Origin of the sequence: Hirschia litorea (assembly GCF_042665075.1) — a bacterium.
Lineage (GTDB): Bacteria > Pseudomonadota > Alphaproteobacteria > Caulobacterales > Hyphomonadaceae > Hirschia > Hirschia litorea.
This window is the reverse complement of sequence record NZ_JBHTBR010000009.1, coordinates 13,184-26,981: the sequence shown is the minus strand read 5'-3', so window position 1 is coordinate 26,981 and position 13,798 is coordinate 13,184. Positions and strand designations below refer to the sequence as shown.

Annotated in this window: 11 protein-coding genes; 6 read left to right on the top strand and 5 right to left on the bottom strand. The window is 44.3% G+C overall.

The annotated features are described in order from the left end of the window. The first annotated feature begins 7 nt into the window (after positions 1–7). The 4 genes from ACFQS8_RS14895 (at position 8) to ACFQS8_RS14880 (ending at position 6,995) form a co-directional block, all read left to right on the top strand. Complete coding sequence (locus ACFQS8_RS14895; RefSeq protein ID WP_382168826.1) at positions 8–757, top strand: hypothetical protein; 750 nt, start codon at positions 8–10, stop codon at positions 755–757. Positions 758–880: 123 nt separating this feature from the next. Then, positions 881–2,392, top strand: coding sequence for an agmatinase family protein (locus ACFQS8_RS14890; protein WP_382168824.1), 1,512 nt, complete (start codon positions 881–883; stop codon positions 2,390–2,392). Positions 2,393–2,731: 339 nt separating this feature from the next. Beyond that, positions 2,732–6,094 (top strand): hybrid sensor histidine kinase/response regulator, encoded by a 3,363-nt coding sequence (locus ACFQS8_RS14885; RefSeq protein ID WP_382168821.1) that lies wholly within the window; start codon positions 2,732–2,734, stop codon positions 6,092–6,094. Beyond that, positions 6,087–6,995, top strand: coding sequence for a response regulator (locus ACFQS8_RS14880; RefSeq protein ID WP_382168818.1), 909 nt, complete (start codon positions 6,087–6,089; stop codon positions 6,993–6,995). The genes ACFQS8_RS14885 and ACFQS8_RS14880 overlap by 8 nt, the downstream gene beginning before the upstream one ends. A 31-nt stretch (positions 6,996–7,026) precedes the next feature. Here the strand turns inward: ACFQS8_RS14880 and urtE are convergent, their stop codons facing one another. From urtE to urtA, 5 genes are read right to left on the bottom strand one after another with little or no spacing between them, the layout of a single operon-like run. Beyond that, on the bottom strand, positions 7,027–7,740 hold the full coding sequence (urtE, locus tag ACFQS8_RS14875; protein ID WP_382169200.1) for an urea ABC transporter ATP-binding subunit UrtE: 714 nt from the start codon (positions 7,738–7,740) through the stop codon (positions 7,027–7,029). Further along, positions 7,740–8,486, bottom strand: coding sequence for an urea ABC transporter ATP-binding protein UrtD (gene urtD, locus ACFQS8_RS14870; RefSeq protein ID WP_382168816.1), 747 nt, complete (start codon positions 8,484–8,486; stop codon positions 7,740–7,742). The genes urtE and urtD overlap by 1 nt, the downstream gene beginning before the upstream one ends. Beyond that, positions 8,483–9,595: an urea ABC transporter permease subunit UrtC gene (gene urtC / locus ACFQS8_RS14865; protein ID WP_382168813.1), complete on the bottom strand. Its 1,113-nt coding sequence runs from the start codon at positions 9,593–9,595 to the stop codon at positions 8,483–8,485. Before urtC ends, urtD begins: the two co-directional genes overlap by 4 nt. Next, positions 9,588–10,496 (bottom strand): urea ABC transporter permease subunit UrtB, encoded by a 909-nt coding sequence (urtB, locus tag ACFQS8_RS14860; protein WP_382168811.1) that lies wholly within the window; start codon positions 10,494–10,496, stop codon positions 9,588–9,590. Before urtB ends, urtC begins: the two co-directional genes overlap by 8 nt. 27 nt (positions 10,497–10,523) lie before the next feature. Beyond that, positions 10,524–11,756, bottom strand: coding sequence for an urea ABC transporter substrate-binding protein (gene urtA, locus ACFQS8_RS14855; protein WP_382168808.1), 1,233 nt, complete (start codon positions 11,754–11,756; stop codon positions 10,524–10,526). Positions 11,757–12,011: 255 nt separating this feature from the next. On the opposite strand from urtA, the gene ACFQS8_RS14850 reads away from it, so the two are divergent. After that, entirely contained in the window at positions 12,012–12,803 is a 792-nt protein-coding gene (locus tag ACFQS8_RS14850; protein ID WP_382168806.1) for a peptidyl-prolyl cis-trans isomerase, read from the top strand. After that, positions 12,784–13,782: a HupE/UreJ family protein gene (locus ACFQS8_RS14845; RefSeq protein ID WP_382168804.1), complete on the top strand. Its 999-nt coding sequence runs from the start codon at positions 12,784–12,786 to the stop codon at positions 13,780–13,782. The genes ACFQS8_RS14850 and ACFQS8_RS14845 overlap by 20 nt, the downstream gene beginning before the upstream one ends. Positions 13,783–13,798: the final 16 nt, after the last annotated feature.

Here is a 13,798-nt window from a genome sequence, read left to right as displayed (position 1 = left end):
TCGCGTTATGAAGCTGTCACTTTTTTCTCTTTTGTCACTTATACTAACTGTTTCGAATGCATCGGTTCATGCTGAAGAAGTGAAGGCGCAATCATGCCGCATGGCACTTTCCTATTCCGGTAAGGATATTGGTGATCATCATATTGTGAATTTTGGCGTTGAACCTTCCAAAATGTGTGGGCCGGCTGAGACGCCATGTGAACCGGTATTGACGACGCATAGCTTTATCTATGGAGAGCTTATTTTAGCTTATAGCGACAGATCAATCACATTAGGTATTACACTGGAAATTCTGATCGAGGATGCAGGTTATATCAAAGAAGGTGATCCGGCGATATCTAGTGTTTTTTCAGTGGATACGGCGAATATTGGTATTGGATTGAGGGACCACAAATTTATTCGAAGCACACTGAATAATCAGTCTGATATTTCCATTGGTTTTGTCAAACTAGACCAGAACGATACCTTAGTGTCATCTTCGTTTACACGTCCGTTTAAAATAAAACGCATGGCGTTGCCGACGCCAGTATTTTCGTATTCACATTTAAACAAATTTGTTATGCAGGATACGAGCATAAAGCAGCATACAATTGCAACGTCTGCTCCATTCCGTACTTTTATCAGGTTTGAAAATAGTGCAGGAAAATATACCGATTTTGGACCGATCGACTCCCAAATTGATGCTTTATTAAATGTGCATTTTGATGAGCACAACGCTGCCCTCACAGCTAGCTCAAACGGTCATTGCCATTCTTGAATCGTGTAAATCTAAGGCTTGTCTGGTCTGTTATATCAAATGCTACGTCATTTGACCCATAGCGAAAAAGTAAGCGGCTTCTATGTTTTGTTTTTAAGAATTTTAATTTTGGGAGCAAGAATTATGGGTTTGAAAAAAGTCCTACTAGGCGGTGCGTTTATGGCAATGGCTGTGTCTCTAACGCCAGTCGTCATGTCGGTAAACGCACAGTCCGCACCAGCAGAAGCTGTCGAGGCCGAGGTTGAAAAAACGCCAGCTCCTGAGTGGCTTGAAAAAAAGATCAAGAAACTCCCAGAAGAAAAAAAAGAATTCTTGCTTTCTGATAAGTCTCTTCGTTTCGTTGGTGGAACCAAAGAAAAACTTTACCAAAGATTGGAAAAGAAAACCGGAAAAGAAATCGAAGCCATGGTCGATGCCATGCAGTATGTGATTGAAGAAGGCAAGTTTGACCCAGAAACAGACCTTGCTGCTATTCCAATGAACACCGAAGCCACAAATTATAATGGCTGGAAGGTGATGAAACCTAAAGAGCTCAATCCTAAGCGTGAGCCCGGCCCATTTACAGTTAGCAGATACGCCAATAGTCGCGGTGGTATAGCCACTTTCGCCGGTGCACCTATTGCCATGTACCCAGAGGATTTGATCGCTGGGAATGTCGATGTTGCGATTGTGGGTGCTCCACTTGATATGGGGTCATATTATCGTGGTCAGAAATTCGGGCCTATGGCGATGCGGAATTCATATGCAACGAATGCGCGCATTGATATGAACACAATGGTCAACCCAACCAAAGAGCTTAACATTGTTGATTATGGTGATATCGCCATAGACAATATGAGCACGGAACTTTCAGTACTGCACGTACGAGATCGTGTAAGAGAAATTGCTGAAACAGGCGCTATTCCTTTCATAATTGGTGGTGATCACAGTCTCGAATATCCAGATATAGCTGCTTTAGCTGATGTCCACGGCAAAGCAAGTTTTGGTGTAGTGCATTTCGATTCTCACTTCGATGCAGGTAAAGACAGCCCCCATTTCTTATCGCACGGGCAACCGGTTTACCGCGCTGTAAAAGAAGGCCATGTGCTGGGTGAAAATTATATTCAAGTTGGATTGCGCGGTGGATGGCCTGGTCCGGAGGGATTTGAGTGGATGCGCAACAATGGTGTCAGGTATCACACCATGCCTGAAGTTGAGAAAAAAGGCTGGGATGCTGTTATGAAACAGGCGCTCGCCGAAGCCAGAGAAGATGGAAAAAAGCTATTCATCTCGTTTGACGTCGATGTACTTGATCCAGCCTTTATTCCGGGAACTGGTACACCTGTTCCAGGTGGTTTGACCATGCGTGAAGCTATTCCAATTGTACGTGGTCTGTGTGCCGAAAACGATATGGTCGGCTTTGAGCTTGTTGAATTGGCACCGGAACAAGATCCAACTTATCGCTCAGCACTAAATGCAAACTTTATCATGCATGCCTGCCTAACGGGTATCGCTATGCGGAAGAAGGGCATCACAGATGGCTCATATCTATCTGAGCTGACAACTGAGCACATGCAGCCTGAAGCTGGTATTAAGGCTAAAGAAGAGGGGTTGAATGAAGAGATTGATCCTAACTATGGGCAAATGCGCAAGTAAGAATTGATCAAAGAACACGGCTAAGTAATCTGGTTTAGCCGTGTTTTTTTGCAAAAAATAACGGATCAAAAATTTAGATCCTTTGTGCGCGCATGGTTAGATCAGAAGCTATAAGTCTGGCGTGATGTTGAGCAGTTCCCTACAAATTTAGCATGACATTGTACCAAATTATATCAGAATGTTGCCGTGCGCCATTTTCTACATTTCAGATTTTACACAGACGATTTTAAGCTGTTCCTAAGGGGGGCATTTACGATTTTAGCTGTTGGACCAGTTTGGAAACAATCGATTGCTTATGTGCCACTTCTCTAATGCTATGATGTCACGGCGTGAATCTCTGTGAAAAATAGCGAATATATCGTCCGCGAAAAGCGCCTGTATAACAAATGGGTTGCCAGCCAGAGCATGGAAGATTTTGCGCTGCGTTACACCGCTGACCGTGCGCGAAAATGGACAGCGGGACGTGTTGCAAACACAGCCATTGGTGCTTCTGCATTTTTAGCGTGTGAGGCAATCGGGGCGAGCATCACGTTAAGTTTTGGTTTTCAAAACAGCGTGGCTGCTATCTGCTCAGCGGTCGTCCTTATGTTTATGATTGGGTTGCCCATCGCCTATTATGCTGCCAAAGAAGGTCTGGACGTTGATCTCCTTACGCGCGGCGCTGGATTTGGATACCTTGGTTCGACGATCACATCTCTCATCTATGCATCATTCACTTTTTTACTTTTTGCGGTTGAAGCAAGTATTATGTCGGTCGCCATTCAGGCAATGCTCGGCATTCATCTAAGTCTTGCACATATTATAAGTACCTTATTGGTCATTCCGATCGCATTGTTTGGCATGAGTTCGATTACGCGATTTCAGGTTTGGACCCAGCCGATTTGGATTGTTCTTCAAATAGCACCCATTGCATTCATTCTATGGAAGGGCGGGGAGGCTTTGGACCAATGGCAAAATTTTGGTGGTCTCACCAATGAAAGCGGAATGAACCTCTATTTGTTTGGGCTGGCTTTTTCCACTTTGTTGTCCCTCTTGCCCCAAATAGGAGAGCAAGCGGACTATCTGCGCTTTATGCCTAACTATAAAAAAGAGAACCGGTTTAAATGGTGGGCAGGGCTATTGATTAGTGGTCCAGGTTGGACAATTGTCGGTGGGGTCAAATTACTCTTAGGCTCTTGTTTAGCCGTTTATGTGTTACAAAATGGTGGCAGTGCGCAAGATGCATCCAGCCCCACAACAATGTTTCACACAATCTTTACTGACATGTTTACCAGTGCCGAATTTGCACTAATTGTGACAGGTGTTTTTGTCATTGTTTGTCAGTTGAAGATTAATGTGACAAACGCGTATGCAGGCTCAATTGCATGGTCGAATTTCTTTTCTCGGTTAACCCACTCCCACCCTGGCCGGGTAGTGTGGTTGGTTTTCAACGTCCTTTTAGCGTTGTTACTTATGGAAATTGGAATTTTTGCTGCAATCGATCGCGTTTTGGTTCTTTATGCTAATCTAGCTGCCGGATGGATTGGTGCGCTTGTCGCTGATCTTATCATCTCTAAACCGTTGGGTTTGTCTCCTAAAGGTATCGAATTTAAGCGTGGGCATTTATACGACATAAATCCTGTCGGCGTCGGCGCTATGGCACTATCTGTATTGATGTCTGGTCTTGCCTATATGAGCTTTTTTGGTGAAATTGCACAAGCTTTTTCGCCGTTTATAGGATTACTCGTTGCATTTATTTCAGCGCCATTAATTGCGATTGCGACTAAAGGAAAATTCTATCTCGCTCGTGAACCAACCCTGCATGCAAACCAAGGGCGAGTGAAATGCACAATCTGCGAAAACACGTTTCAGTCTAATGACATAGTGCATTGCTCTATGTTCCATGCACCCATTTGTTCGCTGTGCTGCACTTTAGAAGTGCGGTGCCAAGACATGTGTAAAAAAGACAGCCGATTAGATCAACAAGTATCAGGTTTTTTTGAAAAATACCTTCCTAAGCATTGGGTGAAATACCTTAATTCAACAATCGGCCAATTTATAATGTTGATGTGTCTGACAATGCTAGCTTTGGCTGGGGTGTTGTATTTGATCTTCTGGTTTAACGGAGGGTGGAACCAGTCAATGCCCAGTCAATCTCAAGGGCTTATAAGGTCTGTATTTATCGTATTTTCTTTGATTGCAGGGGTTACGGTTTGGATTGTCATTCTTGCGCATAAGAGTCGTCAGGCTGCATTTCGTGAAACTGAGTTTCACATGTCAAAATTGCTCCAAGAAATTGAAGCCCATAATGAAACGGATGGGTTACTTCAAAAAGCGAAAGTGGAAGCGGAAGCTGCGAACAAGGCGAAAAGTCGATTTCTGGTCAGTGTAAGTCATGAGATACGTTCACCTCTAAATTCTATTTATGGATATTCTCAACTACTTGAGAGAGGTGGTGTAAAATCAGCTAAATCTGCTGGAAGTTATATCCGGCGAAGTTCTGAACATCTGACGGACCTTGTCGATGGATTAATGGAAATTTCCCAGATTGAAGGGGGCGTAATTAAACTCGAACGAGAGTTAATTCGTTTTTCTAATTTCCTAGATGATATTGTTGCTATGTTGCGTCCTAGTGCTGTGTCAAAGGGGTTGACGTTCAATTTCAATACTCATGGGATGATGCCTGAATTTGTACGTTCTGACCCCAAGCGTCTTCGCCAGATACTGATCAATGTTCTATCCAATGCGATTAAGTTCACACCAGAGGGTGAGGTCAATTTCGACGTATATTACCGAAATCAGATTGCACGGTTTGAAATTTCCGATAGCGGCGTGGGTATTGATCCCAAAGATTATGAACGCATCTTTGAGCCATTTGAACGGGTTAATGCCGCCAATCCCGGAATAGGGTTGGGGCTGGCGATTATACGCGCGCTTACCCACGTTATGGGCGGCGATATTTCAATCAAAAGTCAGCTTGGAAAAGGGGCCAAATTTACCATCAGATTGATGTTGTCGCAACCAATGCAAGAAGAGATAGACCGGACAAAAACCATATCATTTGAAAGTCAAATGGGGCTCGGTCAAAAAATTCTGATTATAGATGATGATAGCAATCAACTGACTATTTTGAAAAGCTTTTTAGAACCAATGGGATATGACTTGGTAACATGTCAAAATGTAGATGAAGGGCTAGTGGTGGCCCGATCTTATTCACCTGATTTTGCGTTATTGGATGTTAATATGCCTGGGCGGTCCGGTTGGGAAGCAGCTTCTGCATTGCGTGAGATGTTTGGCCAACGCATATTTATTGCTATGATTTCTGCGGATGCTTCAAGCGCGAAAATACATGATCCACAACATGTTTTGCATGAGATTTTCTTACCCAAACCATTCAATTTTGACTCGCTTCTATTAGCGTTAAACAAACGAAAAAATGTTCAGGCAGATGCAATGTCTGAGGATGGTGTGCAGGACAATCCCAACCAATTTGGAAATGATGTTGAGATAGCTTTAAGTGCTGCATCTCTATTGGTGGCGGAGGATATTTTAATGGCTGCGCGTTCAGGACATATCAGCGGCGTTCGTAAGGGGATTGAGCGTCTGGAAGCAGATAAGTTCTGTGATCAAGATTGGGTTAGACATTTAAAACAATGTCTTAGCCACTTTGATTTGTCGGAAATTGTAAACAGTGTGGAGGCGAAGAAGAAATCAAATGGTTGATGCTTTTTCCAATGAAAAAATTCTCATCGTGGAGGATAATATCGAGTCTCTACAATTCCTCACCGATACATTAGAGGGCGTTCAGCTAAGTGTACATATTGCCACTTCTGGGGAAAGAGCCATGGAAATGTTAGAGAATTTCGTTCCGGATTTGATACTCATGGATGCGGTTATGCCAGGTATGGGCGGGTTTGAAGCGACACGTCAATTGAAGCGTAGATCAGCGCTTTCAACAGTACCTGTGATCTTTATGACTGGCTTATTAGAGAGTGAACATGTCGTTGATGCGCTGGAGTCGGGCGGCGTTGATTATGTGCGAAAGCCTGTTGTAATTGATGAATTGCTTGCACGGATAAAAGTGCATTTGTTGAATGCGCGTCAATCTCAATCTAGTCGCGGAGCGCTTGATGCTATTGGCCGTTATATGATGGCAATTGATAGCAATGGCAAGATTCTATGGACGACACCGGAAGCTGAAAAACTAATAATTGAACTGGACAAAGATTGGTCACTGCAAGAGGTATATGCACCAGAAGTTCTTAGGAAAATTGTGGTGCAGAAAGGTTTGGCACCGGGTAATTCACGGCAGATTGAAACGCAAACAGGTATTATTGAAGTGCTGACTGTCAGCCTTGGGACGACGGACGAAATCATCCTTCGTTTAAAAGAAGTGAGGGAGGGAGCAGAAGCTGAACGATTGAGCCAACAATTCAATTTAACCCAAAGAGAAGCTGAAGTTTTATTATGGGTAAGCTTTGGAAAACCAAACCGTGTGATTAGCGATATTCTGGGAATTAGTCCGCGTACTATCAACAAACACCTTGAACATGTTTTTGAAAAAATGGGTGTAGAAACACGCGCAGCAGCAACCGCTTGTGCCGTACGTGCGTTGGATGGTTAGAAATAGTGTCGAGTGAGTCGCGGTATGGTGCCTAAATTCTAACGATGTTAGAGGCATCTTCTGCGGACATATTCGCGATATCGTCTTGAAGTATTATTTTGCCTTCCTGCATGGCTGTAAATTGATCAGCAATATTCCAGACAACTTCAATACGCTGCTCCACCATGAGTACCGAAACTTTCAATTCAGTTTTAATGGTATGAATGGCAGCTTCAATTTGTTGAACGACATTGGGTTGAATACCTTCTGTGGGTTCATCGAGCAAAAGCAATTTGGGAGAGCCGGCTAGGGCACGACCAATGGCTAATTGTTGCTGTTCGCCGCCCGATAAAAAGCCACCATTGCGAGATCTCACATCTTTGAGTTTTGGGAATAGATCAAAGATGTATTCAGGAAGCTTTCCATTGCCTCTATCTCCACGCGCGGAAAGTCCGGTTTCAAGGTTTTCAAGGACGGTTAGGTGAGGGAAGATATGGCGACCTTGAGGGACGATAGCGATACCGGCACGTGCACGTAAATGTGCCGGTAAACTCGTCACATCCTCACCGTCGAAAATGACTGTGCCACCGTGAACTTTGTGTGTGCCCATAATGGTTTGCAACAGCGTGCTTTTGCCAACACCATTGCGGCCAATCAGACCCATGGCGTGATTTGGTAAAAGGTTAAGGTCAATGTCCCATAAAACCTGACTTTGCCCATAAGCGGCAGATAGGTTTTGTAATTGAAGGATCGGGTTTTGAGACATCATGCTGATTTTCCTAAATAGACAGCAGCGACGTTTTCATCTTGTCGAACAGCTTCAATATCACCTTGAAACAGAAATTTCCCCTGGTGCATGACCGTGACACTGGCATTTAATTGCTCCACGAAACTCATATCGTGATCAATGACTAGCACTGTTTGGCTGTCGCCTAGACTCTTGATTAGTTCGGCTGTGCGGCGTGTTTCAGCTGGACCCATGCCTGCAGTTGGTTCATCTAGTAGAAGAAGCTTGGCGCCGGTGGAAATAACCATCCCGATTTCAAGCCATTGTTTTTCGCCATGGGATAAAAGACCTGCTGGTTCATTTTTGCGGTGGGTAAGCTCAATACGTTCAAGCATGTCTTCAACAATTGTACGTGTTTCTGCTGAGACACCTTGGCGAAGACTTTTCCACCATTGATATTGGCGTTGTGCGGCCAGCTCTAGATTTTGTGACACTGTTAGTTCTGGCAAAACGCCTGGGGCTTGAAATTTTCGACAAATGCCTTGGCGCACAATGTCTTGTTCGGCCATTTTCGTGATTTCGACATCTTCAAAATAGATGTGGCCTTCAGCGGGACGAACACGGCCAATTATCGTGTCGCATAGAGTTGATTTTCCAGCACCATTGGGCCCAATCACAACACGGGTTTCACCTGAATTGAGGATGAAGCTAAAGCTGTTGAGCGCTTTAAATCCATCAAAATCAACAGTGACACCATCGACACTTAAGAGGGGGCGGTTGGTCATGATGCATCCCTCTCTTTCGTTGTTAGCTTTTCATATAAACCTGCCAAACCTTTGGGCAAAAAAGTCACTGACAGAACGAAAAGAGCACCAATAAAATAGAGCCACAATTCGGGGAAGGCGCTGGAAATACGATCTCTTGAGAAATTGATTAATATCGTTCCTGCTATGGCACCAATAAGACTAAAACGTCCTCCCAAGGCGACCCATATGATCATCTCAATAGATGGAATTACGCCCACAGCAGCAGGAGAGATATTGCCTGCGTGCAGAGTGAATAATGCGCCGGACATACCTGCAAGCATTGCGGCAACGCTAAAGGCGAATACTTTGATAGGGGTGGGATTATATCCTAGGAATCGTACACGGTTTTCGCCGTCACGGCTGGCACGTAGCATCACGCCAAATTGGGATGATAAAAGCCATTTTAGGCCTAAGAAACACAGGCATAAAATGGTCAGCGTCGCCCAGTAAATTGCATAATTCATGGATGCGGCAGATAGAGGCTGGCCAAGAAGTGTGGAGAAATTTGTAAGCCCGTTAAAGCCGCCAGTCCAATCCTGACGGCTGACCAAAAGCGTTGCAAAAGCAAGTGCCAATGCCTGACTGATGAGTGCAAAATAGGTTCCACTGACGCGGCGATTGAAGACGAGCCATGAAAAGAGCGCTGCAAATACACCGGGAATCAAAACAATAGCAAGCAATGTGAAAATTGGATTTTGAAAGGGTTGCCAAAGGAGGGGGAGTGTTTCAATGCCGCTCCATACCATAAAATCTGGGAGTTCACCTGATGCAAGGTCGGCTAGTTTTAGGTGCATTGCAATTGCATAGCCCCCCAAACCAAAGAAGACACCCTGACCTAGGCTAAGAATTCCACCATGTCCCCATATCAAAACCAAGCCAAGTGCGAGGATTGAGAGAGAAAGAAAACGGCCGAGCAGGTTGAGGTCGTAATCTGACAATAGAAAGGGCGCGATAGCCGCTAGTAGTATAATGGCGGGTAATATGTAAGGCGCATATTTCACAAGTGTTTGAATATGCGGGTTTTGGTTCATTATCTCAGAGAAACGCGCAATGCGGGCTCTGGCATTGTCATCAATAACTTTAAACATCGAGCGCTCTGGATTTCTGGGCGATGACACCCTGTGGTCTAAATTGGATGAAGATGATCACGAAGACGAGCAAGAGGACTTGAGCCATGGATACATCGACGTAAATTTGAGCGAGTGCGGAAAAAAGACCTAGCATGAGGGCAGCTATTGTTGTTCCAGCTATTGAGCCTAAACCACCCATAACTACGACGAGGAAGGCAGGAACAATATAACTTTGGCCAACGCTTGGTGTGACAGGGCCAAGGATGGCTAGAACAACGCCGGCTAGTCCGGCTATCCCGGATCCAAGACAGAAAATAATCAGATCAGCACGTTTAACTTCAATGCCGGTGGCTGCTGCCATCATGCGATCTTGATTAACGGCGCGAATGAGTAATCCGATACGTGTATGGCGGAAAATAAGGGTTAGTCCAATAAGGACAAAAATTGCGACCGCGATTATGAAAAGACGGGTAGCTGGAAGCGAGACTCCTGCAAAGATACCTTCGGTAATTTGAATGCCGCCATCTAACCAGGTGGGGGCTTGGACTTCAACGCCGATCGCACCGAATATGTCACGTGAGGCTTGTTGGAGGATTAAACTGACGCCCCATGTCGCCAGCAATGTATCCAATGGTCGTTTTGCGAGCCGAGAGATGAGGGTGGTTTGCAATAGTCCGCCTGTTGCAGCTGCCCCGATAAAGGCAACTGGTAGGGCAACGAGCAGACCCATTCCACCGGGAATGATCTGCATCGTTAAAAAGGCAAAATAGCCTCCTAGCATCAACATCTCACCATGCGCCATGTTGATCACACGCATGAGGCCAAAACTAAGCGCCAAGCCTAGCGCTGCTAATAGAAAGATAGAAGCAACGCTAAACCCGTTGAAAATTTGGTTTGATATCAGTGCAAAGGAGTCCATCGGTGGTGTTCCAATTTGATGATGAAACTAAAGTTCACAAACCTTGCCGGGGAATGTCAGTGCATCATAAGGTTCGGGAGAAATGGCATCTCCTGAATCTGCAATGATTTCAAATTGACCGCTGGCATCGAGCTTACCAATGAGCGCTTTTTGAACGAGGCTCTGGTTGTCCGCGAAAGAAACCATGCCCATTGGTGTGCTGAAGGCTTCTAATTCAACCACAGCTTCACGTACTGCATCAACGTCAAATGTCCCCGCTTTTTCCGCAGCAGCCTTCCAAGCATATACATTGAGATATCCGTGAACCATAGGGTCGGTGATCGCAGCACCTGCTCCAAATTTAGCTTTGTAAGCATCTACAAATGAGTTGTTCTCAGCTGTTTCTAATGATTGGAAATAATTCCAAGTCGCGTAACTGCCTTCTACGAGCGAAGGACCCATGGCTTGTGCTTCTTGCTCTCCAATGGAGAAAGACATGATAGGTGTCTCGGTTGAGGCAATTCCAGCAGCTTTTAGCTGTTTGAAGAATGCAACATTGCTATCGCCATTTAGCGTATTGAAAATAATGTCTGGTTTAGCAGCTTGTACTTTTGCGATAACACCAGAGAAATCTGTACCGCCTAATGGGACATATGCTTCGCCAGCGAGCGATAATTCTTTGTTTTCAATATGTTTCTTAACAATCAGATTGGCTGTGCGGGGGAAGACATAATCAGATCCGATGAGGAAATAGTTTTCATATCCAGCGTCGACAGCCCATTCAAAAGCAGGCAGGATTTGCTGGTTTGGTTGGGCACCTGAATACATGATGTTTGGTGAACATTCATTTCCTTCAAACTGGACAGGATACCAAAGAAGATTATTTGTACGTTCGAAGACAGGCAACATGGCTTTACGGCTAGCGGATGTCCATCCACCAAAGACTGTTGCAACATTTGAATTTTCAATCAGTTTAGATGCTTTTTGTGCAAAAGAGGCGGGGTCTGATGCGCCATCCTCTACAATTGCTGTGATCTGTTTGCCTAAGACACCACCGGCTGCGTTGATTTCTTCGATTGCAAGAATTTCAGCGTTTTTAACAGTGATTTCACTGATCGCCATTGTGCCTGAGAGTGATTGAAGGATGCCAACTGAAACTGTGCTTGCATCTGAGGTTGTAGGCGTTTCAGATGTGCTCGGCGCTTCACCTGAACACGCAGAGAGCAATAATGCACTTATGGCTGTCGCCGACAAAAACCGACCAAAACTAGACGTGCGCATATTATTTCCTTCTGTTTTACAATGCGAAAGGCAATAAGCCTTTTATTCCTGCAAAATCTCGATCAGACCTCACGTCTAAACACTAACCAGTGCACGTCACGAAAAGTTATGCGTCATTTAACGTAGGTTTTGATTTGGATAAATTGGACTAACTTTCAACGTATTGATGAAAGTCGCTCAAGTCGTGCGGCCTTTTTTAGTTTAACCGCCATTTTTAAAAGTAAGTATCGTGATGCAGATAAAGTCGAGAGAAGCATGAAAACGTTCAAAGGCTTGAAAATAGATTCATCCGTATATTTTTTTCTGATCGCAGCGCTTATTTTCATCGTGCATGCCGTCATTCAAGGTAGTGCAAATGAGTCGGTCAAATTGACGTCAGAGGTGCGGGACCGGTTGGTTGAAAACTTTGAGATGCTAGAAGGGCGCAAGGCCCAAACAACTGATATCCAGAAAATCGAAGATGATTTTATAACTGAAGAATTATTATTCAAAGAAGCTCTAAATCAAGGCATTCATCTGACAGACAGCACAACACGAAGCAGTCTGCTGCAAAAAATAAGATACAAAATATCAGGTGTACCTGTGACGCCCACACCTGAAGAAATGCTCGAATTTTATACAGAACATCTTGAGTATTATACGACAGAAAAATTCTATTCTGTGCGGCAGGTGTTTTTTGAAGAAATGCCCGATGATATAGAAGATAAGCTAGCGAAACTGAATGCTGGGGAAAGCATTGAAGCTGATACGTATTGGATTGGAGATTATTTTCCTGGATATGGACTAAGTGCACTTCGCAGCATATTTGGAAATGACATTTCTGCTTCCTTTGATGGTTATACAGATGGCGTCTGGGAAGGGCCTTTTCAGACACAACGGGGATGGCATTTATTGCGCGTTGAAGAACGGTTTGAGCCTAAAATTCTGCCGTTTTCAGAGGTGGAGCAACAAGTAGAACGTGATTATCAGCACACAAAAAATGCTGAGACACTCGACACATATATTCAACAGCTAAAAGAGAAGTATGATGTCGAAATTGAAGAGTAAGATTTTCGGTGTTTGTACGTTTTTATTGTGCTTTATCGTGCAGCCAGCATCGGCAGATATATTCAAATCTGCTGAGTTTGAAATTGCACATGATGAAGCAGAATTGACTTATGTTTTTTCAGCAGAACTTGCCACGAATTTGGCTATTTCAGAGACGATTATTTACCCAAATTTTTGTAAAGAAGTTTCGGTGCAAAGCAATATAATCGGGCGTAGAACGCATTTAGTTTATACATTTACATGTGAACAGGCTTTGAGCTCAGGTGATCAATTAACAGCGCCATGGGCGTTGGATGGTGCACGCCTTGATAGTTTTCTAGGTGGTAAGCATCAAATTATCAGCTTGATCGGAGAGCAATCGGCAATCGCAATACCGTTGGATGGTGAAGCGCCACCTAAACGGGCATTAATAGATGTGATGAAAGACTTCCTCTGGCAAGGCGCGCTTCACATAGCGGGGGGGTGGGACCATTTGGCGTTTGTGTTGTGTTTATGCCTGATTTCCAATGGTCGACATTTAATCGCGCTTGTAAGTACATTTACGCTAGGACATTCTATCTCTTTAGGACTGTCATTTTTCAATGTCGTGCAAGTGTCTATACCACCTGTTGAGGCAGTTATTGCACTTTCAATTGCGTTTGTGGCGCGTGAAGCATTGGTGAAATCATCACAGGAAGAACAATCAATCTTTAAGTTTGGGGTGTTGATTGCGGCTTTTGGTCTCTTGCATGGCTTGGGGTTTGCGAGTGCTTTAGGCGAATTTGGTGTGCCACCGCACGAGAAATGGCCAGCATTGATATTTTTCAATCTTGGCGTGGAATTAGGTCAACTCATTTTCGTGCTTATGGTTGTATCTATTTTCTTTGTTCTTCGTCGTATCAGCGCGGCCGGACCAGCGCGTATAGCTTGTTTATATGGTGTTGGGATTGTCGGCAGTTACTGGATGATTGAGCGTGTTGTAGGTTTCGTTGACATCTGATCGCTTTACAAAAATG